The organism is Mesorhizobium sp. M0074 (assembly GCF_040322975.1).
Taxonomy (GTDB): Bacteria; Pseudomonadota; Alphaproteobacteria; order Rhizobiales; family Rhizobiaceae; genus Mesorhizobium.
Map to the genome: position 1 here is coordinate 52,961 of NZ_JAMYUM010000017.1, position 26,868 is coordinate 79,828.

Here is a 26,868-nt window from a genome sequence, read left to right on the forward strand (position 1 = left end):
CATATCCTGGGTGTGTCGAAAACGAGACCCAGGATATGTGGCCTGGACCTGTGTCACATAACCTGGGTATGATGTGAAGGAGACCCAGGTTTTGTGACGCGCTTGCATGTCACATATCCTGGGTATGTTCGAGATGACACCTAGGATATGTGACGCCGCAGGTGTCCCGAAAGCTGGCCGACAGAAACGCTACCAAGGGTGTGCCACAAATGGATAGCCTGGAACTAACCCAGCGTGAACAACTCGCCACACTCTTGAACTCGACGCCGATCGTTCGCGCATATGAACTCCGCAAGGCCGGAATCGACGGCAAGACGATATCGCGCGCTGTCCAAAATGGCGAACTCATTCGCATTTCACGCGGCCTCTACCAACGCGCCGGTAGCGAGGTCGAGACTGAACAGGCACTCGCCGAAGCCGCGAAGCGGGTGCCGAAAGGCGTCATCGCGATGGTTTCCGCGCTGGCCTTTCACGGGCTGACGGATCAGATGCCTCGCAAGATATGGGTCGCAATCAGCGCGAGGGACTGGGCACCGGTTCCTTCATATCCCCCGATCCGCATCGTCGAGCTTCGGGACAAATATATGAACCAAGGAATCGAGCATCATCGAATTTCGGGGGTCGACGTTCCGATCTTCTCTGTCCCGAAAACCCTCGCCGATGTCTTCCGCAACCGAAAGCTGGTCGACCGCTCGGTCGCGGTCGAAGGCCTGAGGGCCGCGCTTGAACAGCGCAAGGCCACGCCCAGTAAAATAGCCGAAGTCGCAATCGCCGGCGACTCTTGGAGAATCATGCGCCCCTATCTTGAAGCGCTCACCTCGAATGGATAGAGACCCGAAAAATCGGGCCGCCTCGATCAAGCAGCGGTTGCTGAACCTCGCCCGCAAGGAAGCGCGGGTCTATGAAGTCGTGCTGGTGCGCTACGCGCTAGAACGGCTGCTCTACCGCCTGTCTGTCTCGGACCAGCGCGATCGTTTCATTCTGAAGGGAGGGATGCTCGTTACCCTATGGATCGACGGTGGCAATCGCGAGACGCGAGACGCTGACTTTCTTGGGCATGGCGATGCCAACCCGGAAAAGCTCAGAGCTACATTTGCCGAAATCATGGCAATCGCTACCGACGATGGGCTTGTATTCGATACCCAAGGCCTGACTGCAACCACGATCCGCGAAGAGATGGAATATGGCGGGGTTCGCCTACGCACAACAGCCTTTTTGGAGCGGTCTAGGATCCCAATTACGATCGACATAGGGTTTGGCGACGCTCTAGCTGCAGCGGCGCAACCGCTCGCCTATCCATCGTTGCTTGGCATGGAGACGCCGCAGATACGGACCTATCCCCCGGCAACAGTTATCGCTGAGAAATTTCAGGCCATGGTCGCGCTGGGCATCGCCAACGGTCGCATGAAAGATTACTACGATCTGTGGGCGATCCCCAAGGCAGTCCCTCTCGCAGATACGGATCTGGATGCTGCTATCCGAGCGACTTTCGAGCGGCGACATACTGACATTCCTAACGGTAGGCCACCTGGTCTTTCAACGACATTGCTGGACGATGGGACCAAGCAGCGCCAATGGCGTGCCTACGCACAATCAATCGACCACGACGGCCTGTCGCTGGTGGAGGTTGTGGATGCCGTCTGGGCGCTGGTGGGACCATCGTGCGCGCGCATCAGATCGTCTGACAATTAAATTGTGGCCCGTAACCCGGACGTATCTGCTGTAAATGGCACCCTGTCGGCAGCTCGCCAATCCGATTGACGCTGTGTTTTCGATCGACAGCCTACAATGGTCGTTGAACCGGGATGCAAGCCAGAAACGGGAGCCGGTGGGGCTGGTACCTAGGATAAGGGATAAACAAGATGGAGGACGATGCCGGGGGCAATGCGCGAACGCTCGAGATCGATCTCGGCGAAGAGTTCGAAATGGATCTGGCGACGCTTGATCCACATGCTTACGATCGGATTTTCGTTTACGTGCCGCTCCCTTCATTCGGGTCAACCCAGTCCTATCGCGACATCTGCGGAGATCTTCTTGACGCGTCGTGGGCCATCGAACGGATGGCTGTACATGCGAAGTGTGTCAGGACCGAAAACCCACCCGGAGGCTACCGCTGCATCAGGGCCGTCCTCACTGGACCAAGGCCGGGACTATTCGGCGCCATCGCCGACTGTGCGCTTCTGCTCGGGGAACTCGAGGATTTCACAGACGATGCAGAACTGGAGGAACTGCAGAACCTTCGCGAACAGGTCTATGACTATGAGGACAAGCTAGAGACCCTGGTTCCCCGAGCGCCGGAGATTATCGACTGGTATTTCGCCAACCTTCACGCCGCGAACAGCGAGTTGCGATCCGAAGCGCCGGAGGCATGGAGCAGTCAGATGGAGGGCTTCCCAGAGCGGCGCCTCGGGTTCATCGCAGCGGCTTCAGCGGCATACTAGGCGGGAGCTGCTATGCTTCGCGGACCGGGTGGCTTGTGCCGGTGGCGATAGGCCCCGACCGATTCTTCGTCGAAACGGATCAGAAGTACCGTCTGAATGACTTCCTGCCAGCCGATTTCGTCATCGTCAACGGCGAGTCGTTCGTGCATCACGAGGGCCTCCTGGTCCGCTTCCCATCGGGTCGGTATTTCGAATCCCGGGTCTGCGCAGGGCTCGTGACCCAAGACGACGAGTATGGCGAACGCTGGTCATCCGACCCCTTCAACGCGCTCCGTTCGCCGAAAGCAGAGAAAACCGCTCCCATGGGCATCACGACTTGGGACACGGCAGAAGGCATGCCAACGCTCGCGGAGGGCTGCTACCTTCACGAGACTGGTACGCTTGCGTTCGTCAATGATGGCTATTTCCTCCATTTCCTCTACGACATCAGGCCGGCGCAGCTGCAGACGGCCAAGGCGCTCCGCGAGGCTTCGGCCCAAATGACCGAAGAGCTGTCCACCGCGACCGGCGCCGCGCCTTTCTTTCAGTGCGACTGGACGAGCTTGGACGACGAGGCCTTCGAAGAGCTTTGCTACCAGCTGATCTTTGACAACCCGAAGTTCAATTCCGATACCATTCGGAAGCTCGGCAAATCGAGATCGAGGGATGGCGGCCGCGATATCATCATCCATGAGGCAACAATTGGCCCTTGGGTGGAGCGTAAGAAATGGATTTTCCAGTGCAAGCTTGTCACCAACGGTTCGTCCCTCGGAGCCACACGCCTGACGGACGTCGGCGACATGCTCGAGCAATACGGCGCCCAAGGGTTCGGCGTGATCACCTCAGCTCAAAGGACGCCACACTCTACGACAAGCTCGACGCGATCTGCTCGAAACGCCGAGTCGACCAATACCACCTGTCGGTTCTGGAGCTAGAACGGGCGCTAGGGCGCAATCGCCGTGTCAGGCAGAAATTCTTCCCGGGATCATGATCTACCCCCTCAGCGGCCAACATGGAGACACGACCCGGGCGCAATAGACGACCAGAAAGCGGTAGCTTTTCAGCGTGGTCTTGATGACCGCGCATCTTTCATGCAGAATAGTTTCCTCTAATCCGGCGGATTTTTCTCGACCATCGTCCCTACAGCGCTCGCCCATCCCAGCGGTGAGCACGCGGTGGCCAGCTTCTTTTCGTTGTCAATCGACCAAAGTTGAAGGCTGATGGAAGGCGAATAACCAAAGTAGCCATTGCCGCTCTCGGCCTCTTTTTCAGGGTCTGGCTCATCAAAATCGACTTTCGATGATCTTGCCGAAATATCGAGGAAATGGGGACTGATCAGAGCATCGATCTGCTTCAGGCGCTGCCGGATCCAAGTCGCCATCGCGCTCATTCTGCCGACATCCTCAGGCGTCGTATTCTCGAGATGGGTCAGCACCGCGTTCAGCTTGTCCCGATGGGTCAGTTGTTCATGGATCGCATCCACAAATTCCATACGGCGCTTCTCGCGGCTATTGAACGCTTCCTCGCGTTGCCGCTGGGCTTCGGCGTCTCGTTGACGACGCTCTCGTTCCTCGCCTTCTCTCCTGCGTTCGCTGATGAACGCCGCGTGTCCAACGAAGCCTGCCAATATGTCCGGCAGCATGCTTTCCAAGGCTTGCGTCTTTCCGTCGGAATATATGCGGCGAAGGCCTGAATACGGGTTGGCGTGAATGACGATAGCGAGCCGGCCGGATGGAGACTGGTCGTACTTGGGCCAAGCGTCGTTGGTGCTGCCCCAACGCGTTCTTTCATCCCGCCGTTTCAATTCTGCCGGCGTCGGTTGATGCAGGGTCTTTTCGGGCTGCTCCTCCAGGCCGAACGCAACTGGTTCATTCTCGACAACGAGTACCAACCCGTTCTCGGTTGCCTTGGGCAAATGGCCTTGAGTTTCTGCAAGAGCGAACAACTGACTTAGGATGCGAATTCCCCTTTCAATGGAAGCCGCAGCAATCTTGAGAGGGACAACGCCCCTGGACCGAACGATCGCGAAGCCCTCATCGTCCGGACGCGCTTTTGAGATCGCGCGCCTTGTGACAGCGAGAGACGGGAGCTCAACGAAGCTGGGCGTAGACTCCGGCGTAGTGGCCACCATCGGATTGGCCGCAGCGTGCTTGTGGAGCCTATCTCGGGCTTTTTCTTTGGCTTCGCGGACGGATGGCGACAGGTGCTGCTCGGAACTTCCTGCGATCCTCACCAACGCCAAGTTTGGTTCGGCCGATGGAGGCAGCGCTTGCTTGTTGACGCGCTTGCCGTATTTCAGTTTTGCCCAGTATCCGCGTTCTGGTGTTGGAATGTGGTGGCGATCGCAGGTCTTCTTCAATGCCGTGCCCGTAACGCCGTAGTCCGCAGCAACCTCGGTCATCGGCTTGGACCAGATCTGCTCGTAAAGCTCGTCGCGAGAAACCGTCCTCACCGTCTCGACCTCTGTCTTCTTCCGCCCACGTGTACACGGCCCCAACTGCAGTGATCAATCGATCCAGAAATAGAGGTGGGCGTATCGATCTTGTCAATTTTGACGGTACTCCATCAAATTCTCGCTGCGTCATCAACGATCGACTGTGGGAAAAGACGTTGGTATGGGCAAAGCTCAACGGCGCCTAAACCGGCTCGACCGAAACAGGCGGCGAAACGCGCGCCTAATCGCTCCGATCAGTGAAGGTCGCTGTTGCGTGCCCGTGATTTGAACCTGCGGTTTTTGCCTGACAGCCGATCCGACTCACAGCTTTCCGAATCGCACGCCTTGCTATCCCTTTCTGCGACCGACTGATTTGACGGCTTCTCTCGTCCTCCGCATGAGAACATCTTGCGAGACATGGACCAAGATCGTGATCTCGGGAGGCCTGAAGAGGCCCAAACGCGCAGCGACATCCGGCACGCCGTAGCCGCGGTCAACGACCTGCTTGACTGCTTCTTCCTTGAATTCCGGGGTAAACCGCTGCGTACTCACAAGCTGCCTCCTATGCTCAAAGGTTAGGCGGGGCCTGTCTATCGCGCCAGGGGCAGTCCAAACACCTTATCTCGGCGTCCACGAACCGGCAGCAGGCCAGAGATCTTGCTACGCATCCTCGCATTCTGTGACGCTTGGCCACTCCGGTCCATGCGGTAGCGCCGGTGCCGTTGAAAAAATCGTCCCTTGAGTACTGCCGACGAAGGGGAGATTTCCTTGGAGCCACCCGCCGGCGTCGCTTGCTGAGTTCGCTTCTGGACAAGATCGCCGAAAGGTGATGATCGGGAACAACCTCATCCGTATACGCTCGAATTCGAGCGCGTCAGGTAAATGGGGGGTCTGCTGATCTCGCCTATTGAAGCGGGATATCAAAAATCGCCATTTCTTGCTCTTCGTCCGCAACCCCACCCACCTTTCCGAGGGGGGGCGCATAGCCACTTGTTCCGCAGTACCAGGAAGGAAGAAACCGGCCGTAGGGACGTGATCCCACCGAATTGGCGCCGACAACGTAGGCCGATCCGAGATGTGCCGCCGCCTGCACTGCGAAGCCCGTCGCATTGAAGCCGGTCTTGCCGCACTCAGCGGCCGATCCCGCCGTAACGCCCCAAGGAATAATGACGAGTTCTGGCCTCAGCGATTTCAGGGCATCTAACGTCGACGTGTCGAAGGTATATGCATCGGCACATACTAGCATGCTTATGCGACCAAACGGGGTCTCGACGACTTCAACATCACTGAGCGGACCCGGCGATAACTGCATCCTTGCGATCCATACTTGACCGGACACTCACTGAACGCATTTTTGATGACGTTGTGCTGGCGGTAATGCAGGACTAACCGGCCCTCCGAATCTATTAGTATGCCGGAATCAAACACCTCGTAGATGGCCGGGTTGGAGGCTATCTGTGGGCCTCTCTCTGCCAGGCCCGTCGCAACCCAAACACCGGCTTGCTTCGCAATGGTCGCGAAGGCGGCCTGCGCCCGACCGGGAATTGGCTGCGCTTCATAGAACACCTTTGGATTGAGCCAGCCAAAAACCGCCTCTTCCGGATAGACTACGATCTCGGCCCCCCGGTCCTTCGCAGCCTTCGCGTAACCTAACATCGCGCCGAAGTCTCCCACCTTGGAAGAGTTTAACTGAACCACGGCCACTCGCACCGGCGGGCGTGGTTCGTCGGCCCGAAGCTGGCTGCCCAAAAGGCAAAGATAGACAAGGAAGAAAAATGCAATTCGTGTCATCAGTTCCCCTCCAAGATAGCGTCCTTTTCTATTTCGTCTCCGAAGGTATCAAGGGAACGACCGCCTATCCAGTAGACTTGGCTGTGGGAGCGCGTAATGTCACAAGTAACAAAACTGTGTCAGTCTTACTCGTTCGATTCAGCTCTTGGGAGTGCCTGCCGCAGTGGCAGCGCCATCTAGAACGTGCCTCTATGTCATAGATGAGGACCGACAATCGGAGCGTACGGCTTGCTTGAGGTAAAAGGTAGGGAGTAGGAATAATGGTATCTGGGGGATAGCAAGGGCGTGGCGACATTTCTAGAAATGTCGAGGTTTGTGACCGGCTACTCCGATATCGGCGGGGAGCTTGAACAGGTCTACGCCACGATCATGTCCTCGAGGCCTGATTGGGCTTCCGAACTCGCCAGCCTCGCGATCGCCGTCGATAAAGCGAAGGCCAATGCCGATCCAGAGGCGGCCTTGATCGCCACGATGGAGCAACAGCCGGAGGTTGGCCATGCGGCACGACGGCTCGCACATCTCTGGTACGCCGGGCGACTTTCAGCCGAGAATGGTGTCGAAGCCGCATTCGTTAGTGAAGAGGCGTATTTCGGGGGACTGATCTGGCGCGCCGCGCGAGCCCATCCGCCGGGCCTTTCCGGCGGCTATTTTGGCCACTGGAGGTACGCTCCAGATGTCTGATGATCTTGACCGCTGCGACGTCGCCATTGTCGGTGCCGGTGTTGCTGGCGCCCTCATTGCCTACCGTTTGGCCGCCGCCAACTACCGCGTCGTGATGCTCGAGGCCGGGCCGACGGGCGGGAACCGGCAGGATCTCGTGGCGGACTATTCGCTTGCGGCAATCAAAACGCCACGTTCCCCATATGCCGACAACCAGCCTCCGTCTCCGGTCTGGAGCCCCGATTCCGAAAAGGACTACATCCAGTTGGGGCCTTCGCCTTTCAAAAGTACGTATCTGCGCCGGGTCGGTGGATCGACGTGGCACATGCTTGGAAACATGCCGCGCCATGTGCCGGCGGATTTCCGATTGGCGACCTCCTATGGGGTGGGCGTGGATTGGCCGATCGACTACGACGACCTGGAGCCGTGGTATTGTGAAGCCGAGACGGAGCTCGGCGTTGCCGGTGATCATGCGGAGCTCAATGGCCTGCACGGAGCACACCGTAGCCGTGCCTTCCCGATGAGCAAGATATGGCCGGCTTACGGCGATATCGTCGTTGCGAAAGCCGTCGAGGGGTTGACCTTCGATGGAGCCGATGTCCGCGTGTTAACCACGCCCCAGGCCCGAAACTCACGACCGTATGACGGCCGGCCGGCCTGCGCGGGAAATTCGTCCTGCGTTCCCATATGTCCAATTGGCGCAAAGTACGATGCCACTGTGCATGTCAGCAAGGCTACGACCGCTGGTGCGGTTCTGCGCACGCAGGCCGTCGTGACGCGGATCGAGCTTGATAGAATGACCAGGCGCGTCAGTGCTTTGCGCTATACCCGGTGGGATGAACAGGGGCGGAGGGGCGAGAGACGTCTCCAGGCCGACATTTACGTCATTGCAGCTCATGCAATCGAAACACCCCGCCTCCTGCTGATCTCTAGCGACGGTGACGCGGCGCCCACCGGCGTGGCAAACAGCAGCGGTCAGGTCGGCCGCAACCTAATGGATCACCTCCAGGGCCAGACCGCTGCTGTCGTTCCGCAACCGCTTTTCCCCTATCGCGGGCCACCCACCACGGTGGGCATCGATACCTTTCGCGACGGTACGTTTCGGGCGTCGCACGCCGCCTTCCGACTCTCGATCGGCAACGACGGCATGGGCCGGGTCGAGACTCCGTTTGCGGCTCTTGAACAAAAGCTTATGGACGGCTTGATCGGAGCTCGATTGAGGGTCGCGTTAGGTGATCGGCTGATCCGGCAGTTCCGAATAAGCTATTCCACCGAGATGCTGCCTTCCGCCGACAATCGCGTCACACTTGCTGACGCAGTACCCGATTCGTTTGGCATGCCACGCGCCCAGCTTTCCATGCACCTAGAGGATTACAACCGCCTGGCTTTCGAAAAGGCCGCGGCATTAATCTCGAGCATTTTCGATCGCCTCGAGATCCCAGATGCTGATCGCAAACCTCAACCAAAAGATACCTATTCAGGCGCAGGTCACATCATCGGCACAACGCGGATGGGAAGTGATGCAGGTAGCTCGGTCGTAAACCAGCACTGCCGCGCCCATGAACACGACAACCTCTTTATCGTTGGCGCTTCTACCTTTCCCACTGGTGGAACAGCCAACCCAACCTTGACCGTCGCAGCCTTGGCGCTGCGGGCAGCATCGAAGATTTCCTCGTTGCTGCAAAGAGGATCGTAGATTCATGCAGGCAAGCCGATCACGCCTCTTAAGCCTGCTCACAGAGGCATGCGAACTCGAACACGGCTTGGCATGCTCCTATCTGTTCGCCGCGTTCTCGATCAAGCAAGACCTCGATGAGGGTGGGTTGAGCTGGAAGCAGCTTCAGGCCGCAAGGCTCTGGGCCTCAGAAATTTACATGGTCGCAGCCGAAGAGATGCTCCATCTTGCTCAGGCTTGGAACATCCTCGCGGCCGTGGGCGGATCGCCGTACTATCTGCGACCGAATTTCCCTCAACGCCGTTCGTACTACGGCTTCGATCTGCCGCTTGCTCTGGAGCGCTTTGGTCCGTCCGCGCTCCGTCGCTTTGTGTCATACGAAACGCCGGCCGACCAACTCATCCTTCCTGTCGATACGCGAACCGACAATGACGCGCCGGCAGCCTATCGATCGGTCGGCCAGCTTTATGCGCTCATCCGCGAGCAGATTCTTAGCCTGCCGGAGGACCAGCTTTTCTTTCAAGGCGCCCAAGGCGAGATGGGGCCTGACATCACCCACTTCCCCAACATCGTTCCGATCAAAGACAGGGCCTCTGCCCTCGCCGCGATCGACATGATCACGGAGCAAGGTGAAGGGACCGACTATGACCGAGGAGACTCCCATTTTGCTGTCTTTCAACGGACATTGGCTTCGCTTGTAAGAGAGAAAGAGCGCGACCCCTCCTTCGAACCAGCGCGACCGGTCCTTGAAAATCCTGTGCCCCGAATCCGAGGCGACTGGAACGCCCATGGAAGGGTCAACCTGATCAGAGACCCGTTCGCGAGCCAACTCGGTGATCTGTTCGACGATGTTTACTCGCTGATGCTGCGATTACTGCAGCATGCCTTTGCGTCTGGCCCGGCGAGCAAGGTCGCGGAATTATTCTGCGATACTGCAATCAACGCGATGACGACGGTCATCAAGCCGCTTGGCGAGGCGCTCGCCAAGCTTCCATCGGGCCGAGGCGACGGCTCGAATGCAGGCGCCGCCTTTGGGCTGACGCGTCACGTCACGCTTCCCGCTCCCGAAAGTATTGCACTTGCCGTTGCGGCCGAGTGCGCTCACGACCTCGCCGAAACTGCGGCAGAGCTAGCCACCTCGGAACATGCGCCTGGCCAACTCGGGGTAGCCGAGGCAAGCCTGAAGCGGATTGCGGATGCCTTGGCATCAGCCAGATGATCACCCACGAACATGACTTAAGGATAAGGCGCCAGGAAGCTGTCAGGCAGAGGCCGCCGCTGATCGTCGACGATAGTGATCGGCCGGGCTTCGAAGACGACCTCGCCCGGCTTGTAGCGAAAGGCGCCGTCGCGGCCGATGAGAGAGCCCATCGAGAACTTTCGAGCTTGGGTCCAGTCGCCATTCGCGGCGGCGAAGTCGCTTAACAGCACCACCTCCTCGTCGTTGGCGCGCATGTAATCGAGCAATGTGCTGGCATCGTTGAGCGCTTCTCGTCGTCCGATCCAATCTACGCAGCGCCGAAAGAGCTTCGGATCAAAGCACTTCGAGCGGAAGGAATCCGTTCCTCGAATTGAGTTGGCACCGTTGTCGTCTAGATCGGTGTCACGCATGGATTTCGTCGTGCACAGCCCTGGCTCGAAGTCACGCAAATGGTTTGAAACATTGCTCCTCAACTGCGATCTTCGTGCACGGTCCGACCCGTGGGCGGCGAAAAGATCGGCGAGACGCTGCATCTCGTGCAATGTCATGCTCCCGTAGAAAGAGCAGAAAGCGAACCCCTCCGACAGGGCAACATCGTTCAAGACGACGTCCTGCCCGTTGTGCGAAATCGCAACATATCCAACAACCCTGCCGAAAACATCTGCAGCACTGTTGATGCTGTCGGCAAGTACCCTGAGCTTTGCGGTGACCTTGACTTCAGGGTTCGCGGGGTCATACGGACCTATGCCGAGCTTCGAGCGCAATCCGTTAGCAAAGAAATCGGTACACAGCTTTCCGTACGGCTGCCGGTACGACATCTGCCGCGACATATGTTTGGCGATCCATTTGGCGTAGTCGCCATCGAACATGCCCTCGCGAAGGTTTGGGGCATAGTGGGTCTCCGGCGCATCGATGCCTTGCAGACGAACTGACAATGAACCTCCGCTGCTGCTGCGAAGAATTGCCTTGAACCGTTCTACGCCCGGCTCGTTGTCGTCCGGCTGGAAGCTGCCGCCGTGTTCGAAGTACGCGCCAACCTTAACGGGCGCGCTATCCGAAAGGTACGTCGCGGTTGTCAAATCCGGAATGAATTTCAAAGTGTCGACATCAGATACTCCATGAGGCCAATATTGAAAAACATCGACCTCACCTAATATCTCAACATAGCCCATTGCCGCCCCCACAAACACGAAAGGAGAGTGAGACCAATATGCTTGATTTTCAAGTCGTTTCTCCCAGAGTGCGAGTCTCAATTTCAAGACCGAGATTTTGGCAAGCGAAGGAAGGTCGCCGGTCTCACGTTGCTCGGCCACCGATCGGAAAAGCCCAACGTCCCACGGCTGAAATTAGCAATTGACGCTCGAGAGGGAATCTGCAGATGGCTGCTGGGCATTCAGAGAGCAGATAGCGGCGCTGGACGGCGTGATTGGCGTAGGTCTCGATGCCAGGATTCTCAAGTCCTCCTGCACGCTTCGATTGCCGCGTGTGTCGGCTGGCTTTCAGCGGCGGAAACGCCTACGCTTCCCGCCGTTGACAACTGGTGCCCAACCAATTGAGTGCAGATGCCGACTCCTAAAGCGGTAGTGGACGTGCATCGCGTGGAGCATCCGCCATCCTGGAGGGCGCAGCCATTCACTGTCGACTTTATTCTCCTCGGCAGTGACTATTGCGAGGCCGACCTGATCGACATCCATCGATGGGCTTGGCAACAGGGTCTGGCAAATTCTCGCTGCATTTCACCTCAGACGCTGTCCTGGTCATCCCTGTTTCAGCCTCGCTTTTTCGAGGCCGTGCATCCGCGCCCAGCCGCCGCCAGCATGAGAATGGCTTATCCCGGTTCAGATGGCCTGATCGCAGACACGGGCGAACAAACACGATTCTGGATTCAGTCAGTCCTGTTCCTGGCGTCCGTCACAATGTCGGCCGCCATTGTGCAAGATAGAGCGTCCGATGGAACGATCGGGAGCAAGTATGACAAGCTTTGGCAAGCTGGCCTGCTGCAGGCTCAGATGCCGCAACTGGCGGAAATTGGCCTTTGCGACGCTGTAGCAGCGTTGGCAGCCCGAACGGATCGTTCGAAGATCCAACGGCTGCTCGACCTGCGGCAATTGTTCGATCACGTGGTCGAGCGGCTTGGCGTTTCTATGACCGCCGAGCGAGCCAGCATCAAACAAATCGATACATCGGATCCGCGCACGAAACGTTTCGGCTTCCTCGATGACCTCCGAGACAGGGTGCAGGGACTGCAGGCGATCATCGTGTATGGCTCCAGCGTCTTGAGTGAGAGGTTTGCCGACTATGACGTGGTGCTGGTGGTTGACGACGAAACGGTGACCCTGCAAAAGATGGCCAACACGTGCCCGACTTGGGGCGGGAAGGAACTGAACGTCGGCGTCTACACCCCTCGGCAGCTGTGGAATATGCAACTTCTATCGGGCGACAATCTCGCCGATTATGGCCTTTGCCTGTTCGGCGAGGTGGAATTGCCGCAAAAGCAGACTCCGATGCTCCTGGCTCGCAATCTCAGCTTCGGCATGGTTCGCTTGCGCCAGCAGCTCGGCATGATCGGATATGCGCTGCAGGCAAATAATTCAGATGCCAACGATCGTCGAAATCTATATAGTTACTTTGTGAAAATTCCTGCCAATATTGCGAAGGGAACCTTTGGTGCAGCCGGGCGGTACTGGCCAAAAGAAAAAGTTCAGCAGTGGTTGGTTGAGCTTTGCGGCTTTGATACTGCTTATCACGAGCAGCGTGTTGTTGCGGAGGGACCGGCAAGCGCGCTGGCCGCCGCCGCAACTGCAACAGAACAGACGCTAAGGCGCCTTGACGAAGATTTTCGAATACTGCGCCCCAAGTGAGTGAGAACCAAACGTGGCAAGAGCCGCAACTTCGTTTCGATACGCGTCTGAGGTGCTCCTCGATCAGTGCGCCGATCTTGAACTCCCCGTCAGGTTTCTAGGCGGCCTGCCGGACGGATTCACCATCGAGGGGCCGTCTGGAGAAGTCATTTCTGTTCACCTCGTCGGCAGTGCCGATTCTATGCTCGAACAGGTCCTGCGCGGTCTTTCCGTGACGTTCGGCGAACTGAAACTTCTGGCGGTTGGAGAAAGCAAGGAGGTACGCCTTCTCACACCCAGAATTGCGCTCGCCAGGTTTTTGCCGTCGGTATATTCTTTCACCAACAACCGGTACGGAATTGTCCCAGGGACCGAACGCGTGCGCACGATGTTCTGTGCCGAAGTTTTCCGTGCAATGACCCGACGACCTGGTCCCCGGCATTTGTCCAATGCGTTCCTTGGCTTGGTCGACAGTGACCAGGGGCTTCTTCTCGCGGAGCATGTCGTGACACCTGGCAATCTCGAGGTTCGCGTTAAGCGCTACCACATTGGATCCCCGGTGCATCGTTATCGCTACACCGAGGCCCATGAGACTGCTTTCGGTGGAACGCCGCTGGCGCGCTGGAGCCGTTTCGAGACGCCGCTCGTATGCTTCGACTGGCGCAATCCTCTTGCAGACGAAAATGGCAAGCGTCTGGCAGACGAGCCGCTGCCCGACGACTACGCCAGCATCTGGATCGACGATTGCGCGCGCGCCAAGCAACTGGCACGCGACACGTTCGGGTGGCTAGAAGAGTTGTTTGCCGAACGGGGGCTTCAGCTCATCGACATATGCTTTTTCGTCGATCGCACGGGCTCCGTCATTTTCGGGGAGATTAGTCCCGATTGCATGCGCGTGCGAAGTCGCGCCGCCGATGACAGTGAGGCGTTGGACAAAGACCAGTGGCGGTCGGGCGGTGAGCCAGCCGCCGTTCTGGATCAGTATGAGAAACTGTATCAGATCATGTTCGCATCATAGGTAGTCGCACAAGAGAGAGGAGGTCCTGATGCCCATAATGACCATTAAGAACCGGAGTTCGAAAATATCGCCCGGCGGAGTACTGACGCTTCCGCTCTCAGCGCGAAAAACTTTGCGGATGGAACCCGGCAAGGGAACGCGCGTGGCTGTGACCATGCAAAAAGATAGTGTTCTGCTCCGACCCGATCCCAGTAATTCGGGATCACGGGTATCACCAAAAGGGCAAATGGAACTTGTTGGCGAACCACGAGCGGTACTTGAGAAGGCCTCGCATCGACATTACTGGTTCGAGCTCGACGACGAGCAGCAGATCGTGCGCCTGTACCCCTATTAGGAGTGTCAGGTTGACGGATCGGATAATGGCGCTGGACGGGCATGATGGAGCCGGCAAAACGACGTTGGCGAAGCTGCTGGCGGACATGGTGGGTGCGCAGTATTTGCGTCCTTTCGGCAATCCTCATGGCGGGGAGTTGATGCGTGCCTACGATAGCGGCGACCGCGAAGGCGTGATTAATGCAGGGTTGCGCGGCATCACCGAAGCACTGGAATGTGCAGCAGGCAGGCCGGCAGTGCTGGACCGAGGGTGGTTGACGATCGCGACGCTGCTACCAGCCGATTTCTTTAGGGCTCGCTGGCGACTCTGGATCCCAACGGCACTGCTCTGGTGCGACCTGCCGGCGACACTTTTACGCCTTGGTGAGCGCAAAGCCGAAAAACCTGAAACAACCGCTTGGCACGAGGATTTCCTGGCGCGTTACAAGGACCGGCGGCTTTTGTGCGAGGGACCGAGCATCCGAACGGATTTGAATGACCGCAATCAGTGCCTTAGCGAACTAGAGGCGTATTTCAACGGGATCGCCCGGAGAACTTAATACCCTTGAAGAGGTAATGACCATGCACACGTGGTGTTTTGTCGAGAGCGTCTATGCGACGCGCTAGTGAATGGGTAGGATTGACCAACCTATCTTCAAATGTGTCGAGATCGGCCTATAGAGAGAGTTCTGCCAAGATTTCTGCCACCGCACCCGCTTGATACGTGCGCGTAGCTCCCACGACATCGGCGCTGGACCCACCGAATGTCCAAATTCCTTCCTTCGGCCGGAATGCAACTCGATGCTCCAGTGCGGCTCTTGCAATTTCCTCAGCAAATGCCGAACTGCGCGGTGCGCTTGTCAAAAGATGAGAATTTTGAACCGGTCTATCCAGCAGGACAGCAAACACAGGATGAGTATGTAGCAACAGACCTGGCTTTTGTACCAGGGAGTGAAACTCCACAGCCATACTCCCGCTAGATGTCGGGGGGGCCAGTTCATCGCCGAACCATTCGATACGGTCTTGATTGGACCTTAGATAGCACAAAGGGGTCGACAAACCAGGGATCTTCTCTCTATCCCTTGCTGTCGCAACAATCCAACCTTTGGCATCCAAGATGTATGCACTGATTACTATTCGCATCATCGAGCAGACGACACCGCCGAAAATAGACGGTATGCACGCCTCAACAGCCAGAACTGCGTCGTGGTAAGAGCGAACAAGTTCATCCGGGGCACTTCCAACGTATTCCAGTCGAAGGTCTACCTCTCTGCGCTGATCCTTGACTTTTGCGCTCTCCTCCGCAGTCTGTTGCTCGTAAGCTACCAGCCTTCGCCTGCGTGTGTCGTCAATTGAGGTGAGAGCACTGCGCTCGATCGCGCTACCAGCAGAACGAAACGGACCACAGACCATATCGTCTGTATTCTGGTCGGCCGGCATGTGCAAATAGAGAGTACTGTCAGCCTCGGGCAAAAGGGTCCATCGCGGATCTTCCGGAGACAACATACTATTGCAACTTAATGTGCCGCGATGTTGAGGCGGCGTGACTTGGCTCTGAGACACGGTTTGCCTTGCAGGCACAGGCAGCATCGTTCCCGCATGAACCCGAAGTGCGGTTACCGACGAAGTGTCGGTAGGTGTCCGAATGCATTATTTCGCCGATGGGTTGACGATTTATGTCGCCGCACCAATACCGACTATCTTCTCGCAGGAACGGGCAAGGTGTCACAACACCCTCTGCCGTAATAAAAACCGCCAATTCGCCACATTTGCATTCGAGACGCTCCACATAGGGATGAGAGCCTAGTTCGAATTCACCCTCGTCTGCGAAGCTTATTGGTACACGACGACTGTCGGCGCTCTTTTTGAGAGCCTCAATCGCAAGAAGCCTTCGCGCCTCATTCACCTCAGGTTCAAGATCAGCAACCCCATTAACTTCCACCAACGCCCTAATCTTGAAGGAAGTGGCGCCTGCTGTAGCGGTCAGTTCGTAGAGAGGCTGTAATTGGTCGACGTTGCTATTCATCAGTGTACATCGCACTGTAACCTGCATCCTGAGGTTAGACGATGTAGTAATAGCCGACAGCGCGTGTTCAAACGCCCCCTTGCGTCGGACAAAACGGTCAAATGCTTCTGGATCCGCGTGGCTCATGCTCACTTGCAATTCAGTCAGGCCACTTTGGTGAAGTCTCTCTTGCATCGGTCGGTCGGCAAACCACCCGTTTGTGTTCAATCGCACTCTCATTCCGTTAGCCTTCCCAGCACGAACAAGCGCCAGCGTTCTTTCTGGATCCAACAATGGTTCTCCGCCGGTCAGTGAGAGATCCGTCGCTCCCATTGATTTAGCTTGAGCAATCGCATCTTCCATAGTTGAAATAGGAGCAAGCGACCCCTTTTTGTCGGTGTAGCAATGAGCGCATGCTAGGTTACAGCGCTTGTTCACCTCGATTCGAACTTCGCGGAGCATCAGACGCCACCAACAACGACGTCAAGACCGACAGCTCTGGCATTCTGTACCAAAACCGGGTGTGACCGAGCCATGACGATCGTCGAGAGACCACGCCCTTGCAAAAATCTAAGCTGTTCAACGCTGGCAAGACCTGCGCAGGCGCCAAGACCGCCCGTAACGTCGGCGGTCTCGAACCCAGAACCCAGTACCATAATGAATGGCCCCTTATTCTCCGTGGCGGTAAGAAAGTCGTCGTCGAATAGTTCGGGATTCGCTGGCTCTGTGAGCGCGCGAAAATCGTCAGGCGTGACTACGCCATTGAAACCCGGTTCAACAACAAAGACGTTGCCGCCTGGCAGTGATTTCACCATATTTGTCATTTTTTGCTCCTATACATTTAATGACCGATGTAACCAGCAATCGCGGCTAGCCCAGCTGTTCGAGGGCTGACCAAATATATTTCCGCTTTGTTCGATCCCATCCGCCCAGCCGTATTGCGGCTGCCGGTTGCGACACAAATTTCTCCATCTGAAAGTATTCCTTGGTGTAGTCCCATGCAAGGGCCGCACCCTGGCGGATTTATTGTAGCTCCAAGCTCAATAAGCTTTGAAAGAAGACCACTTGAGCTGAGCCGTTTCAGCACCGTGCCGGATGTGGGAGTTACGATTACACGCACATGTGGAGCGATTCTATCGTTACCTAGAGCGTTACAGAAAGCCACAAAATCCTCAAACTGGCCGTTTGTGCAACTTCCTACGGCCACTACGTCAACTCTTGATCTTGTTCTCAGCTCACTGAGTGGAACGACATTGTGAATGCCGCCTGGACGAGCAACGAACGGAGGAATTTGTGCCAAATCGACCACAACCCGATCCGTATACTCGTCGAGTGAGCACTCCGTCTTATGTTCGTCCGAAATATTGTGAGAATCTACTATTACATTGTCGACCTCAAACAAGACGCTTCGAGCGTGGAGATCTGTGGAGAGGTTCGCCAGCGTTATTCGATCGGGCAGTTCAAGCGAGTTCAGACCGGGGCCACCCACTTCCAATAGAGCATCGGCAAAACGCCTAGGGCCGAGGCCCGCAAGGAACAATGCCACATCTTTACCTGTTGACGGGCGTTCGAGACTATTTAGGAGCTGTATCCGGATGATCTTTGGTCGGTAAAACTCTACAGTGCCCGACACCATGGCAGCGGCAACGCTCACGGGCGGCATCCGCAAACCAAGCGCACCGACTGCTCCCACGGTGCAAGTATGGCTGTCGACACCAACCGCAATGTCATTTGGGCGCACTGACGTCTCGAGCGCGAGTTGGTGCCCCACGCCGCTACCCTCGTCAAAGATGGGTGCCCCAAGTGCTTTGGCGACCGCTCTCTGTTGCGCATGCAGTGCTGCTGTCTCGGGCGTCGGTGCTGGACTATAGTGGTCCAAAAAGAACAGGACCTTTCTGCCTAGTTTCAGCTTTGAATACGCCTCAAGGCCCACACCAAGCAGATCGAGCTCATTAATAATCTTGAAAGCATTGCGATCGTGCGCGTAGAGGTAGCTCACCGGCAAAATTGCTGGCTCGTTGAACCTTGATGGCTCTACTCCATGCTTGAGAAGTAGTTGATCCAGCAAGTACATTTCAGTGTACCGCCCCTCTTGTGTAGACGTTACCAGTGAGTTTGGCAAAAGTAAATATGGGATCGTTCTCGTGGCACAGATTTCTTGTAGTGACGACGCGCCCGTCGATGACGTAGCCGCCGTCTTCAATGAGAAGCGAGGCTAGACTGGCCGTGCTTTCGTAGATGGGCTGCGAGCTTGAGGCGCTGTTCGCGGGATGATTGCGCGAGGTGAATGGTGAGACCGCGCCGGTAGTAACGGCCACCTTTCCGCGGAGTTTGCCCATGGCAATCCTCCCTTTGCACGGCTTCTGTCAGACACCCTCGTAGACCAGGGGGTGAAAAAGGCCGGGTCGATGACGAAGTTTCCGAACACGGCGTCGAAAGCGGCCGTGGGTTTGGCTGCGACAGTCTCGTCGCGCGTGCGGCCCTCGCGCTTAAGCTTGGCGACGTTGTCCCGGATGCCAACAAGCATATCGCGAGAAGCCTGCAACTCGGTGCTGTTGCTGACCGGCTGTCCGCGGCCGGGAATAATGATCGTCTAGTCGGTCGTCGCCGCGAGATTGGCATCCGAGGCCGCGATCATCCTTTCGATGCTCACCGGTCGAGTAGTCGATGAAGGAGTAGACGCCGTTCCAAAACGTGTCGGCGACATGCACGATGTCGGCTTCCCCAAAGGTGACGGAAATATCGCTGTCGGTGTCGGCCGGACCGTAGTGCTTGAGCGCGATGGACTGGCCGTTGAGCTCGAGATCGTGGCTCTCGTCGCAAACGTCCGTCGGTAGGCCGTCGGCGGCCAGCGGCAGGAAATTGTAATCCCACTCCTCGACGCGCTGCACCTGCGACAGATATTTGCGGGTGTTGTCCTGCGCGATGATCCTTGCGCCCGCCGGCGCCAGCCAAGGCATTGCCGTCGGCATTGTCGAAATGCCAGTGGGTGTTGATCAGGTGGGGCACGGGGTCGGCGGAAATGGCCTGCAGCGACTTGGTCATCTGCTGTTTCGAAACGCCAAATCCCCGCATCCACGAGCATCTTGCCATCCGGCCCGGTCAGCACGGCGACGTTGCCGCCCGACCCCTCCAGCACGCCGACATTGTTGCGCAGCCTGTGGACCGTGATGGGCGACGTGGTGGCGCTGTCCTTGATCAAGCTGACAATGCCCCTGGCCTCCGCATAGGCAGCGCGGGGGCTGAGCCGTCCGCCACCTGCCGCGATGGCCGAGGCGCCGATGCAGCAGAGGCAGAAACCACGGCGGGTAAGGTGATGCTGGCGGGAAACGCGCCGTGGCGGCTGCGGCTTGTATGTGGCTGTTGGCGGACGGAACCTTTAGCCTGCTCCATGCAAAAAGCCGACAGTCCAAAATCGGCCCTATTCGAGTCGTCCGCAGTTATTTCTCCTACTGCCGCTTCTGGCGTTACCGCGACGCTCTCATATGATACAGCAAGGGGTTCTTCTTCGCCGTGCACGAACGTCAGTAGTCGAGCTGGCTGAAACAAACCCGTTGTGAGCGGGACAAAAACATCGAAAAACATTGGAAGAGATTTGAATACTTCGCGATCCCACTGATCCCTAACCGCTTGGCTTCCTTTCCAAGCATCCTCCGGGGCCCACCATTGGCTTTTGTGGCCGTTGATTTAATTGGATTTTTTGGCCATTTTTGTCCCACCTCTTTCAACCCCCTCAGAAACTGGGACAATTTTGTTCTCTTTTCGATCGATAACCAGCAGGTATTTCGCCGCTCTCGCTACCTTCCGGCGACGCGCTTTCTTGATGTAGTGGTCGGGCTGCTGGTACGTAGTCCACCCATATATCGCCTTCAGCTGCTCGTGCGTCGCGCCGTTCTCAGCGGCGATCGTCGCGCCGGCCTTGCGAATTCCATGAGCACTGCAGTGCGGCAGCTCAGCTTGATCACACCACTGGCGCATCTTGTTGCCCAGACCGTTCTCCGAGAACGGGCGACCATACTCATTGACCAGGAAGGTCATCTGGTCGGAGGGCGTGTGCTCAAGTTCCGCCTCTAGTTCGGGCAGAAGCGGGAGCTCCACCAACACCGCATCCTTGTTACGACTGGTCTTCCCAGGCTTAATTCTGATCCACTTCTCCCACTGCTCGGTCTCCTCGTTGTAGACGAGCGTGATGTGCTGTCGACCGAAGATCGCGACGTCGGACAACCGCAGGCCAGTAAACATGAAGATCGAGAGCGCACGTCTGGCTGCGGTACCCAGCGGATGCCGCTTCTCATATTGAACGATCTCCGACACGTCCCATGGGTGCCAGCCGTCGCCGCTCTTTAGCCGTCTGATGCCGCGGGCGGGATTGGAGTCGACGCCCGGAATCTCTGTGTCCTTTGCCCACTCAAACATCGCGCTGATGGCTTTTACGATATTGTTTGCCGCGCCAAGGGCGTCGAGCCTGGTGTCCCTGATCTCCTTAACATGAGACCGTTTCATACCGGCGAATGGCAGAGATCCCTTGGTGGGATACTGAGGATCCGGGTCACCTTCGAGGGGATGAGGTAATTCGCATACGCGCTCCAGAATTGCTCGTCGGCGCGCCATAGTGTCTTGGGTGATTTCCGTGCCGCCCCGACGGTAATACTCCTGGCAAAGCCACAGCAACGTGCCTTTCTTCGCTGGCTCAGAAGGCTTGGGGAGGCGCCGGCAAATCTCGGGAAGAGTGCCGGGCCGAACATAAGTGACCTCGGCGCGCGCGCACCGCAGTTCCTCGAGGAACTCGTCGCTGCCGGTCGGTTCACGGAGCCGGACCTTCTTCCGACCCGGTGCGCGAAAATAGTACCGATCATTGCCGTGGCGATCAGTGTCCTTCACTACGCCCTTAAGATCGACCTTCACGGGCTCATCCGTCATGTTCGTGGTTTTCGATCCCAAGGATTGTCTAGTGGCGGCGAATCTTCGTCAAGCTTTGGTGCTCCTCCGATTTGGCGGTGAGGGAGCTTTCGAAACGCCAATACAAGTTCCTCGACGTCCCAAACAATGCGCCCCTTGCTCGGCATTCGTGGCTGCGGCATCCGGCCGTCCTGGACCATTTCATCAAAGGTCGTTGAGCTTACGCCGATGAACGTCGCAGCCTGCTCGCGATTGATTCCTACCGGCGGGAGCGAGGGCGGCAAGACGCTCGGGGTGCGTAGCATCGGTTTAGCGCGTTGAAAGCGCGTTTTTGACGCCTGCCTGTCTTCCTATGTACCTGTCCGAATATTGCAGACGCTCAATCATGTCCTGGCCCTGTGCTTGCAGGCTCACCCTAGGTCTCCAGACCTCAGGATCGCTCAAGACACCGGACTCTTTTCCAGCCTTTGTGTACGATGATGGGTATCTTAATGCGCTCGAGGCCAAGAACTGAATGGTCGGCGACTTGGAAGGGCAAAATGACCGTGGAACCACGAATCTGAGTCAGAGGCGCAATCCAACTGAGGAAAGTATGGCTGTGTTTTCAGACGGTTATGACTCTCATGCATGCGTAACAACCAACAAGAATACAAACAAAATATTTCTGTGGATTACTTTCATTCCTCATGGAATGCGCGACTGATTTGGTCCGACAGCGGCTTCACAAAATAAGAAAGCGCCGTACGCTCGCCCGTCTGGATCATCGCTTCGGCCGGCATGCCGGGCACGAGCGTCAGGTCCTTGAGCTTCGTCAGTTCCGCATGCGGAACCGACAGACGCACCAGGTAATACGAAACGCCGTTTTTTTCGTCCGTCGCCAGATCGGCTGCGATCCGGCTGACATATCCGTTCAATACCGGCGTGGTCCTCAGATTGAAGGCTGACATCCGCAGCACGGCCTTGTGACCAAGCTGGATTTGGTCGATGTCCTTCGGGGTGATTCGTGCTTCAAGCACAAGATCGTCGCCTTCCGGCACGATTAGCATAATCGGATCGGCGGGCGTGATCACTCCTCCGACCGTATGAACTGCGAGTTGTTGAATGGCGCCTGACTGCGGCGCGACAATATCGATCCGTCGCAGCTCCTGTTCAGCCGCCACCTTGCGCTCAACATACTCCCCAACCTGCGCCTGAACCTCTCTGAGCTCCTGGCCGACTTCCGTCTTGAAATCCGGATCGATCTGCAGGATCTGCAGGCGCGTTTCGGCTATGCGGGCTGCCGTCTGTGCCTGATGTGCAATCTTCTCACCGCGTTCGCCGCCGAAAGTGGCAACCTGCGTCTTCAGGCTGTTCAAGCGTTGGTCCGAGACAATGCCTTGGTCGCGCAGCCCACTCAGGGCAGCAATTTCCTTTTGGAGGATCTCGGTGCTTTTCTCACAAGCGATTGCCTGCGCCTTGAGCCCCTCGATCTCGTGCTCATATTGAGTGATGCGTTCCGCTAGCTGCGCCTGCCTTCCGTCGCGGGATTGTCTGCGGAATTCGAACAGCCGCGTCTCGCCATGTACTGCCGAAGCTACGTCCGGAACATCTCTGCGGGCGAGCAGCCAGTCCGGGAAGGCGATCTCCGCCAGATCGTCACGCTCAGCTTCGAGTCGTGCCAGGTTGGCGGCCAGCTCATCGAGCCGCTTGGTGACTACAGCGAGAGTGGCGCGCGTCTGGGTGGCGTCGAGCCGCATGAGGATGTCGCCGGCTTTTACTTTATCACCTTCGCTCACCAGGATTTCTCCCACCACCCCGCCGGTCGGGTGCTGCACCTTCTTCACATAGGAATCGACGACAAAGTGTCCGGACGCGACAACCGCGCCGGAGAGATTCGTGAAGGCCGCCCAGGCTCCGGCTCCTCCCACAAAGATCACGCTCGCCAGCAGGCCCGCCACCAGGTGCCGGCGAATGGACCTGGAAACGTCATTGTTCTGATGAATGCCGGACACCGGGATCCTCCATGTCAGCGCGCTCGTTATCCTGTGTAGACTCGATGGCCTTGACCCCAGCGCCTGATGCCATCGCTGCCCCCTTAAGGACTTTGGAAAGCGCCTCATCACGCGCACCGAATGCTCGCTGCCGTCCACCTTCCATCACCAACACCAAATCCACGGCGCGGATGGCGCTCGGCCGATGGGCAACGACAACCGCAATGCCCTTGCGCTCGCGCACGGAGGCGATCGCCTTGACAACCGCAGCCTCGCCTTCCGCATCGAGATTGGCATTGGGTTCATCCAGCACAACAAGGAAAGGGTCTCGATAAAGAGCACGGGCAAGACCGATACGCTGGCGCTGCCCGGCGGAAAGTGCCGATCCGGCCTCACCAATCGGAGTTTCGTAGCCGTGCTCAAATCGGAGGATCAGTTCGTGCGTGCCCGCTGCTTTCGCCGCGGTGACAATAGCCTCAGGGTCAGGATTATCTTCAAAACGAGCGATGTTTTCGGCAATGGTGCCGTCGAATAGTTCAACACCTTGCGGCAAATAGCCGATATGACGGCCTAGCGCTTCCCGGTCCCATTGATCGAGGCTTGCGCTGTCGATGCGAACCTTTCCGGCGACCGGCGCCCATGCGCCGACGATGGCGCGCGAGAGTGTCGACTTGCCCGAACCCGATGCACCGATGATCCCGAGTGCGCTTCCCGCCTGAACGGCAAACGCAAGGCCGGTCACGGTCGGCTTCCTTTCGCCGGGCGGAACGATTGTCACGCCTTCGAGGCGGAGTTCGCGTTCAGGTGCAGGCATTGGCATAACAGGAGCGGTTTCAGGAACCTTTCCCAAGAGGTCCTCCAGCCGCGCCCAACCCTGGCGCGCCATGAGGAAGGGTTTCCAGCTTGAAATGGCCAGATCGACCGGAGCCAGCGCACGCCCCATCGTGATCGAACTGGCAATCATGACCCCGGCCGTAGTCTCCTGCCTGATGACAAGGTACGCGCCGACGGCAAGAATGGCCGATTGCAGCAGCACGCGCAGCGACTTTGAAATGCCACCCAGCCCACCTGCCACGTCCCCGACTTTCCGGTTGGCGGCCAGATACTTGGCATTGGCCTTGTGCCATCGGGCAGCGATCCGCTTTGCGAGACCGAGAGCTTGCACGACCTCGGCATTGCGGCGCGCTGCTTCCAGTAGACCATTGCGTACCATGTTGTGGTCAATGGTATCGCGTATCGGCCCTTGCGAGAGAGTGTTGGTAAGGAGTGTCAGAGATGTGAGACCGATCGCCCCGACAAGTGCCGTCATGCCGATCCAGAAATGAAAGAGGAAGCAAATGCCAAGATAAAGCAGCATCCATGGCAGATCGAAGAACGCTGTCGGGCCGTTTCCACCTAAGAATCCGCGAACATTGTCGAGATCGCGTAGCGGCTGCAAGCCGTCGCCCGGCATGCGCGTTAAAAGCGGAAGGCGAACGATCGCATCGTGAACGCGTCCGGAAAACTGTTCATCGAAACGCTCGCCAATCCGCAGCAGCACGCGGGCGCGCAAAACGTCGAGCAGGCATTGGAACGCATAAAGCCCTGCAGCAAGCACGACGAGCCCCACTAGCGTCGATACGCTGCCACTTGCCAGAACGCGGTCGTAGACCTGAAGCATGAACAGCGGCGAGATCAGCGCAAGCACGTTGACCACGCCGCTGATCAACAGAATTCCCCAAATAGCGGAAGTCAGAGGGAAAGGTCTCAAAGCTGAATCCTTCAAGGAATGGTTACTCACGTAGGTCTCCGTGAGGATCTGGCGACCCAGCTCCCTATATTGCTCCCCGAGCGGCAACCGACTGCATCCGCTCGCTGATTCAGGATCAGTGCTCCCGCCGAATGTGTTTGGTTTGGCATCTAATGGAGCGGGTCAACAACAACACCGTCCGGCTGAAGGTTTGGAAGGGCAACGTCATCGTGGCCGGCCGCAAGGGCCCGAACAGGCTTCCGCCTCCACGCCTTCAGGGAGATTTCGGTGTACGACCAGCGCGACGTGCAGGGCTTCGTCAAGCTGTACACGCTGCGACTGCTCCCGGGCGCCCCGGCCCATCGCAAGTAGCGGAAACGGAAAGCGCCCGCCCAGGGGGGCGGGGCGCTGTTCCGTATGGGTTTTCTGGATCAAACGAAGGTGAAGTCCGACGCGGTCAGGCCTAGGTCGGCCACGGTGACCACACCGCCCAGGTGGACGAATTCATGCGCGCTGTTGTCGGCGGTGACATAGGCCAGAGTTGCGACTCTGTCGGTGTAGCTGCTTTGGTAGACAATGATGTCGCCGGCGTGCTCGCCGGAGATCGCACTCGCGGCTTCAGAAGCAGAGTTGAAAGATTCGCCAGTGATCACCACGACGTGTTCGCCGTTCGCACCCGAGGCCGCACCACTGTAGAAGCTGCTCACCGGGTAGCCGGACTGTATGCTGGCGTTGTTGACGAAGTTCGCGCCAAAACCGTCGTTGTAGAGGCCCACCGCATCGAAGGCGAACTTGTCCTCCGCCGGGTTGAAATCGGTGATAGTGGAAATGTCCGGCTTCGACCCGACACTCGGGACGACCCCAGGCACCGGATTGTGGAACTGGAACACGAACGTGTCACTGTCGGTGCCCCCGGTCAACGTGTCCTGGCCGTCACCCACGTAGACGACATCCTGGCCGGGACCGCCGCTGAGCCTGTCATTGTCCTCACCGGAGATGCGCGCGTTGAAGCGGCCGTTGTCGCCGGAGAGATCGTCCCAGCCATCTCCGCCGAAGATGCGGTCGTTACCCTCGCCGCCGAGGGCTCGGTCACTGCCCGCGCCAGCCGAGATCTCGTCGTTGCCGCCACGACCGTCAATCCAGTCATTGCCCCCGAAACCCTCCATCCAATCTTCAAGCTTGGTGCCGAGGAGTGTTTCGGAACCCGGGCCACCCTCGATAATGTTTGCCATCGAAAATACTCCTAATGATGCACCCTGCCTGACGCGTTTCATATTCCTCATCGGATAATTAGAGAAATCGATTGCTTGGATAGACACGCATTTACGAAATGGATGCACTCACGTTCACTTCCTTCTGCTGAGCAGTTGCGGGCTCGCAGGCGGCGGGGACGCTGGTCGCCGATGCAATCGATGAAGATTCGACACTCAAACCGGGACTAGACTAGGACGAACTTCGTAACGGGGCCGTCCTGGTTGGGCCCCAAACTTCTCTCTGTTTGCTCGACGCCGGCATACCCGCACCGTGAGCGCTGGACGAGGACAAGTTCCGCTGGCGGAGAACGGCGTGATCGGCTTGCCGCGCCGAAACTGATGGCGCTCGTCGAAGGCATGGACTGGACGCGCGTTCGAGCCGAACGGCGACGGCGTCCGGCCGGAAGGCGGTGGCGAAGTGACTCAGGCGCAAAAGGCGGGCTTCAGGCCGTGTAAAACAAGCTCCTGTCGGCGTCATGACGAGAAGCGCTTCGGCCCGTCCCCACGAAATCGATCCGCTCAAGGCGATGTTCGTCGCCATGGCGGCGGAGAAGGCCGAACTGCAACAACTCCGGAGCGAAACACTCAAGGCCGAGATCGTCCGGATGGCGACACTCAACGAGCGTGCCCAGGAGAGGATCGCCGACCTTCATGGGATCGT

At 57.7% G+C, this 26,868-nt stretch carries 25 protein-coding genes and 2 pseudogenes; 12 read left to right on the forward strand and 15 right to left on the reverse strand.

All coding sequences use genetic code 11. From position 1 onward, the window contains the following. The first annotated feature begins 209 nt into the window (after nucleotides 1-209). The 4 genes from NKJ73_RS22150 (at nucleotide 210) to NKJ73_RS22165 (ending at nucleotide 3,355) form a co-directional block, all read left to right on the forward strand. Complete coding sequence (locus NKJ73_RS22150; RefSeq protein ID WP_352571124.1) at nucleotides 210-830, forward strand: type IV toxin-antitoxin system AbiEi family antitoxin domain-containing protein; 621 nt, start codon at nucleotides 210-212, stop codon at nucleotides 828-830. Further along, nucleotides 823-1,692 (forward strand): nucleotidyl transferase AbiEii/AbiGii toxin family protein, encoded by an 870-nt coding sequence (locus NKJ73_RS22155; protein WP_352571017.1) that lies wholly within the window; start codon nucleotides 823-825, stop codon nucleotides 1,690-1,692. Before NKJ73_RS22150 ends, NKJ73_RS22155 begins: the two co-directional genes overlap by 8 nt. A gap of 170 nt (nucleotides 1,693-1,862) precedes the next feature. Further along, entirely contained in the window at nucleotides 1,863-2,441 is a 579-nt protein-coding gene (locus NKJ73_RS22160) for a hypothetical protein (RefSeq protein ID WP_352571019.1), read from the forward strand. Nucleotides 2,442-2,482: 41 nt separating this feature from the next. Continuing rightward, nucleotides 2,483-3,355, forward strand: coding sequence for a restriction endonuclease (locus tag NKJ73_RS22165; RefSeq protein ID WP_352571021.1), 873 nt, complete (start codon nucleotides 2,483-2,485; stop codon nucleotides 3,353-3,355). Nucleotides 3,356-3,528: 173 nt separating this feature from the next. Here the strand turns inward: NKJ73_RS22165 and NKJ73_RS22170 are convergent, their stop codons facing one another. The 4 genes and pseudogenes from NKJ73_RS22170 to NKJ73_RS22185 form a co-directional block, all read right to left on the reverse strand. Continuing rightward, nucleotides 3,529-4,872, reverse strand: coding sequence for a hypothetical protein (locus NKJ73_RS22170; RefSeq protein ID WP_352571023.1), 1,344 nt, complete (start codon nucleotides 4,870-4,872; stop codon nucleotides 3,529-3,531). Between the two features lie 432 nt (nucleotides 4,873-5,304). Further along, nucleotides 5,305-5,406 (reverse strand): annotated as a pseudogene (locus NKJ73_RS22175) (transposase); the annotation flags it as partial. A gap of 352 nt (nucleotides 5,407-5,758) precedes the next feature. Continuing rightward, a complete protein-coding gene (locus tag NKJ73_RS22180) occupies nucleotides 5,759-6,100 on the reverse strand; it encodes a carbon-nitrogen hydrolase family protein (protein ID WP_352571025.1) in 342 nt (113 codons plus the stop codon). A 2-nt stretch (nucleotides 6,101-6,102) separates the two neighbouring features. Then, nucleotides 6,103-6,645: a nitrilase-related carbon-nitrogen hydrolase gene (locus NKJ73_RS22185; protein ID WP_352571026.1), complete on the reverse strand. Its 543-nt coding sequence runs from the start codon at nucleotides 6,643-6,645 to the stop codon at nucleotides 6,103-6,105. Between the two features lie 285 nt (nucleotides 6,646-6,930). Here NKJ73_RS22185 and NKJ73_RS22190 point away from each other — a divergent pair, with 285 nt between their 5' ends. From NKJ73_RS22190 to NKJ73_RS22200, 3 genes are read left to right on the forward strand one after another with little or no spacing between them, the layout of a single operon-like run. Then, the gene (locus NKJ73_RS22190) at nucleotides 6,931-7,326 is read left to right on the forward strand and encodes a sugar dehydrogenase complex small subunit (RefSeq protein ID WP_352571027.1); all 396 of its coding nucleotides are present in this window, start codon (nucleotides 6,931-6,933) and stop codon (nucleotides 7,324-7,326) included. Beyond that, nucleotides 7,319-9,001 (forward strand): GMC family oxidoreductase, encoded by a 1,683-nt coding sequence (locus tag NKJ73_RS22195; RefSeq protein WP_352571028.1) that lies wholly within the window; start codon nucleotides 7,319-7,321, stop codon nucleotides 8,999-9,001. The genes NKJ73_RS22190 and NKJ73_RS22195 overlap by 8 nt, the downstream gene beginning before the upstream one ends. Before the next feature lie 4 nt (nucleotides 9,002-9,005). Next, entirely contained in the window at nucleotides 9,006-10,199 is a 1,194-nt protein-coding gene (locus NKJ73_RS22200; protein WP_352571030.1) for a ferritin-like domain-containing protein, read from the forward strand. Nucleotides 10,200-10,216: 17 nt separating this feature from the next. Here NKJ73_RS22200 and NKJ73_RS22205 read toward each other — a convergent pair whose 3' ends face one another. Further along, nucleotides 10,217-11,494, reverse strand: coding sequence for a hypothetical protein (locus NKJ73_RS22205; RefSeq protein WP_352571031.1), 1,278 nt, complete (start codon nucleotides 11,492-11,494; stop codon nucleotides 10,217-10,219). A gap of 249 nt (nucleotides 11,495-11,743) precedes the next feature. Here NKJ73_RS22205 and NKJ73_RS22210 point away from each other — a divergent pair, with 249 nt between their 5' ends. The 5 genes from NKJ73_RS22210 (at nucleotide 11,744) to NKJ73_RS22230 (ending at nucleotide 15,331) form a co-directional block, all read left to right on the forward strand. Beyond that, nucleotides 11,744-13,042: a hypothetical protein gene (locus NKJ73_RS22210; protein ID WP_352571032.1), complete on the forward strand. Its 1,299-nt coding sequence runs from the start codon at nucleotides 11,744-11,746 to the stop codon at nucleotides 13,040-13,042. Between the two features lie 13 nt (nucleotides 13,043-13,055). Next, nucleotides 13,056-14,039 carry a phosphoribosylaminoimidazolesuccinocarboxamide synthase gene (locus tag NKJ73_RS22215; protein WP_352571033.1) on the forward strand — a complete coding sequence of 328 codons (984 nt, stop codon included), beginning with the start codon at nucleotides 13,056-13,058 and terminating at the stop codon, nucleotides 14,037-14,039. A gap of 28 nt (nucleotides 14,040-14,067) precedes the next feature. Then, entirely contained in the window at nucleotides 14,068-14,373 is a 306-nt protein-coding gene (locus NKJ73_RS22220) for a hypothetical protein (protein WP_352571034.1), read from the forward strand. A gap of 25 nt (nucleotides 14,374-14,398) precedes the next feature. Beyond that, nucleotides 14,399-14,911, forward strand: coding sequence for a P-loop nucleotide/nucleoside kinase family protein (locus NKJ73_RS22225; protein WP_352571035.1), 513 nt, complete (start codon nucleotides 14,399-14,401; stop codon nucleotides 14,909-14,911). A 204-nt stretch (nucleotides 14,912-15,115) separates the two neighbouring features. Then, nucleotides 15,116-15,331: a hypothetical protein gene (locus NKJ73_RS22230; protein WP_352571036.1), complete on the forward strand. Its 216-nt coding sequence runs from the start codon at nucleotides 15,116-15,118 to the stop codon at nucleotides 15,329-15,331. A gap of 527 nt (nucleotides 15,332-15,858) precedes the next feature. On the opposite strand, the gene NKJ73_RS22235 is transcribed toward NKJ73_RS22230, so the two are convergent. The 10 genes and pseudogenes from NKJ73_RS22235 to NKJ73_RS22280 form a co-directional block, all read right to left on the reverse strand. Then, nucleotides 15,859-16,818, reverse strand: coding sequence for a radical SAM protein (locus NKJ73_RS22235; protein WP_352571038.1), 960 nt, complete (start codon nucleotides 16,816-16,818; stop codon nucleotides 15,859-15,861). After that, entirely contained in the window at nucleotides 16,818-17,180 is a 363-nt protein-coding gene (locus NKJ73_RS22240; protein WP_352571039.1) for a hypothetical protein, read from the reverse strand. Before NKJ73_RS22240 ends, NKJ73_RS22235 begins: the two co-directional genes overlap by 1 nt. Nucleotides 17,181-17,197: 17 nt before the next feature. Beyond that, the gene (locus NKJ73_RS22245) at nucleotides 17,198-18,430 is read right to left on the reverse strand and encodes an aconitase family protein (protein ID WP_352571040.1); all 1,233 of its coding nucleotides are present in this window, start codon (nucleotides 18,428-18,430) and stop codon (nucleotides 17,198-17,200) included. Between the two features lies 1 nt (nucleotide 18,431). Then, nucleotides 18,432-18,695 (reverse strand): hypothetical protein, encoded by a 264-nt coding sequence (locus NKJ73_RS22250; RefSeq protein WP_352571041.1) that lies wholly within the window; start codon nucleotides 18,693-18,695, stop codon nucleotides 18,432-18,434. A 27-nt stretch (nucleotides 18,696-18,722) separates the two neighbouring features. After that, a pseudogene (locus NKJ73_RS22255) lies at nucleotides 18,723-19,639 on the reverse strand (MBL fold metallo-hydrolase). A 404-nt stretch (nucleotides 19,640-20,043) separates the two neighbouring features. Beyond that, nucleotides 20,044-21,261, reverse strand: a complete 1,218-nt coding sequence (locus NKJ73_RS22260; protein ID WP_352571042.1) for a tyrosine-type recombinase/integrase — start codon at nucleotides 21,259-21,261, stop codon at nucleotides 20,044-20,046. 671 nt (nucleotides 21,262-21,932) lie between these two features. Next, complete coding sequence (locus NKJ73_RS22265) at nucleotides 21,933-23,246, reverse strand: HlyD family type I secretion periplasmic adaptor subunit (protein WP_352571044.1); 1,314 nt, start codon at nucleotides 23,244-23,246, stop codon at nucleotides 21,933-21,935. After that, entirely contained in the window at nucleotides 23,221-24,990 is a 1,770-nt protein-coding gene (locus tag NKJ73_RS22270; protein ID WP_352571125.1) for a type I secretion system permease/ATPase, read from the reverse strand. The genes NKJ73_RS22265 and NKJ73_RS22270 overlap by 26 nt, the downstream gene beginning before the upstream one ends. A 395-nt stretch (nucleotides 24,991-25,385) precedes the next feature. Then, nucleotides 25,386-26,186 carry a calcium-binding protein gene (locus NKJ73_RS22275; protein WP_023678272.1) on the reverse strand — a complete coding sequence of 267 codons (801 nt, stop codon included), beginning with the start codon at nucleotides 26,184-26,186 and terminating at the stop codon, nucleotides 25,386-25,388. A 464-nt stretch (nucleotides 26,187-26,650) separates the two neighbouring features. Next, entirely contained in the window at nucleotides 26,651-26,860 is a 210-nt protein-coding gene (locus tag NKJ73_RS22280) for a hypothetical protein (RefSeq protein WP_023678271.1), read from the reverse strand. Nucleotides 26,861-26,868: the final 8 nt, after the last annotated feature.

Excerpts from the sequence above, each read along its gene's own strand:
- NKJ73_RS22150 (WP_352571124.1), top strand. The coding sequence starts at position 210 with ATGGATAGCCTGGAACTAACCCAGCGTGAACAACTCGCCACACTCTTG.
- NKJ73_RS22155 (WP_352571017.1), top strand. The coding sequence starts at position 823 with ATGGATAGAGACCCGAAAAATCGGGCCGCCTCGATCAAGCAGCGGTTG.
- NKJ73_RS22160 (WP_352571019.1), top strand. The coding sequence starts at position 1,863 with ATGGAGGACGATGCCGGGGGCAATGCGCGAACGCTCGAGATCGATCTC.
- NKJ73_RS22180 (WP_352571025.1), bottom strand. The coding sequence starts at position 6,100 with ATGCTAGTATGTGCCGATGCATATACCTTCGACACGTCGACGTTAGAT.
- NKJ73_RS22185 (WP_352571026.1), bottom strand. The coding sequence starts at position 6,645 with ATGACACGAATTGCATTTTTCTTCCTTGTCTATCTTTGCCTTTTGGGC.
- NKJ73_RS22195 (WP_352571028.1), top strand. The coding sequence starts at position 7,319 with ATGTCTGATGATCTTGACCGCTGCGACGTCGCCATTGTCGGTGCCGGT.
- NKJ73_RS22200 (WP_352571030.1), top strand. The coding sequence starts at position 9,006 with ATGCAGGCAAGCCGATCACGCCTCTTAAGCCTGCTCACAGAGGCATGC.
- NKJ73_RS22210 (WP_352571032.1), top strand. The coding sequence starts at position 11,744 with ATGCCGACTCCTAAAGCGGTAGTGGACGTGCATCGCGTGGAGCATCCG.
- NKJ73_RS22220 (WP_352571034.1), top strand. The coding sequence starts at position 14,068 with ATGCCCATAATGACCATTAAGAACCGGAGTTCGAAAATATCGCCCGGC.
- NKJ73_RS22225 (WP_352571035.1), top strand. The coding sequence starts at position 14,399 with ATGGCGCTGGACGGGCATGATGGAGCCGGCAAAACGACGTTGGCGAAG.
- NKJ73_RS22230 (WP_352571036.1), top strand. The coding sequence starts at position 15,116 with ATGTCCAAATTCCTTCCTTCGGCCGGAATGCAACTCGATGCTCCAGTG.
- NKJ73_RS22235 (WP_352571038.1), bottom strand. The coding sequence starts at position 16,818 with ATGCTCCGCGAAGTTCGAATCGAGGTGAACAAGCGCTGTAACCTAGCA.
- NKJ73_RS22240 (WP_352571039.1), bottom strand. The coding sequence starts at position 17,180 with ATGACAAATATGGTGAAATCACTGCCAGGCGGCAACGTCTTTGTTGTT.
- NKJ73_RS22245 (WP_352571040.1), bottom strand. The coding sequence starts at position 18,430 with ATGTACTTGCTGGATCAACTACTTCTCAAGCATGGAGTAGAGCCATCA.
- NKJ73_RS22250 (WP_352571041.1), bottom strand. The coding sequence starts at position 18,695 with ATGGGCAAACTCCGCGGAAAGGTGGCCGTTACTACCGGCGCGGTCTCA.
- NKJ73_RS22275 (WP_023678272.1), bottom strand. The coding sequence starts at position 26,186 with ATGGCAAACATTATCGAGGGTGGCCCGGGTTCCGAAACACTCCTCGGC.
- NKJ73_RS22280 (WP_023678271.1), bottom strand. The coding sequence starts at position 26,860 with ATGAAGGTCGGCGATCCTCTCCTGGGCACGCTCGTTGAGTGTCGCCAT.